Here is a 1,859-nt window from a genome sequence, read left to right as displayed (position 1 = left end):
CAGGTATGAGCATGGAGCACTCTCCCGGGGACACGGGCCCGCCGCCCCGCCGCGGCCCCTCCGTCGACCTCGACCCGACCGGGATCGTCACGGGCAAGGGCCCGGACAGGCAACGCCGCCAGTTCCTGAACTATTCGTTCTACCGGCTCGACCCGGTGTTCCGGCGGCTCCCCGCGGACGAGCGGCGGGCGGCGGGGACCGAGTTCATCGAACTGGTGCGGAAGTGGGAGTCTTCGGAGGACCTGATCCTCCGCACCTACTCGCTCGTGGGCCTGCGCGCGGGCGTGGACTTCATGCTCTGGCAGATCGCGTTCGACCCGCTGTGCTTCCAGTCGATGGAGGCGACGATCAGACGGTCGCAGCTGGGCGTCTACCTGTCGCAGGTGCACAGCTTCCTTTCGCTGCAGCGCCGGTCGCAGTACGTCAACCGTATGAAGGGCGCCGGGGAGGGCGTCGAGCTGCTGCCGGGCCAGGGGAAGTTCCTGTTCGTGTACCCCTTCTTGAAGACGCGGGCGTGGTACCGCCTTTCGCCCCACGCGCGGCAGGGGATGATGGACGAGCATATCGCCGCCTCCGCGCCGTTCAAGGGCGTCAGCCTGAACTCGAGCTACAGCTACGGCATCGACGATCAGGACTTCGTGGTCGCGTTCGACTCGGACTACCCGCAGGAGTTCGTCGATCTGGTGGGGCGGCTGCGTTACACCGAGGCGAGCCTCTATACGCAGCGGGACACGCCGATGTTCACGTGCGCGAAGGCGCCCATTGACGCGATCGTCGCGCAGATCGCGAACATGGATTAGCGAGGAAGCTCGATGTTTCGTCACTCCGATCCTGAGGTCCTCGTCGTCGGCGCCGGTCCGGTCGGTCTCGCCGCGGCCCTGTTCCTGCAGCAGCACGGGGTCCGTGTGGAGGTCGTCGACATGCACCAGCGGACGACCCAGCACAGCTACGCGCTCGCGATCCATCCGCGCACGCTCCGGATTCTCGACGAGGCAGGGCTCTCCGAAGGGCTGATCGGCGCGGGGCGGAAGCTGACGAAGGTCGCCTACTACGAAGGACGGGAGAGGCGCGCCGAGATCGACTATTCGGCCCTCGCTTCCAAGCATCCGTATCTCCTCGTCCTCCGCCAGAGCCTGCTGGAGAGAGCCGCCGAGGAGGCGCTCCGCCAGAAGAAGCTCAAGGTCCTCTGGGGACACCGTCTCGAGTCCCTCAACGCGGACGACGCCCCCCTGCGGGCGGAGGTGGCGAAGCTCGACCAGGTCGCGACCGGCTACCCCGTCGCGCGAAGCGAGTGGGTCGTCGTGCGAAGCGAGACGATCCGACCGGCCTATGTGATCGGCGCCGACGGGTACGACTCGGCCGTGCGGCGGATGTCCGGCATCGAGATGGAAGAGCATGGCGCGGGCCAGATCTTCTCCGTCTACGAGATCGAGGCGGCGGGGGAGCTTCCCGCGGAAGTGCGCGTCATTCTCGATCCAGACCTGACGAGCGTCTACTGGCCCCTCGAGGAGGGGCGATGCCGCTGGGGATTCCAGATTCAGGACGCCTCTGGACACCAGGCATCGATGGAGCGGCTCGAGCAGCTGATCGCCGCGAGGGCTCCCTGGTGCACGGCGCGGCCGACGCAGATTTACTGGTCGACGGTCGCGTTGTTCGAGTCGCGCCTCGCGCGGAGCTTCGGCAAGGGAGGCGTCTGGCTCGCCGGGGACGCCGCGCACCAGGCGGCTCCGGTCGGCGTGCACAGCATGAACTCGGGGCTGGTGGAAGCGCGCGAGCTGGCGGCGCGCATGATGCGGATCCTGCGCGCGGGGGGGGCGGCGGCGCTCCTTCAGGAGTTCGCGACCGAGACGCACGAGGCG

Annotated in this window: 2 protein-coding genes; both read left to right on the top strand. The window is 68.0% G+C overall.

Annotation, left to right across the window (positions count from 1 at the left end; genetic code table 11):
- Nucleotides 1-800: chlorite dismutase family protein (locus tag Q8Q85_10915; protein MDP3774763.1), on the top strand; the 800-nt coding region annotated here is incomplete at its 5' end.
- Nucleotides 801-812: 12 nt separating this feature from the next.
- Nucleotides 813-1,859, top strand: a 1,047-nt coding sequence (locus Q8Q85_10910) for an FAD-dependent monooxygenase (GenBank protein ID MDP3774762.1), incomplete at its 3' end; no start/stop codon positions are given.

The sequence above is a fragment of the Gemmatimonadales bacterium genome (assembly GCA_030697825.1).
GTDB lineage: Bacteria > Gemmatimonadota > Gemmatimonadetes > Gemmatimonadales > JACORV01 > JACORV01.
Note: the sequence above shows the minus strand (reverse complement) of the source record. Positions and strands in the feature narration are given on the sequence as shown.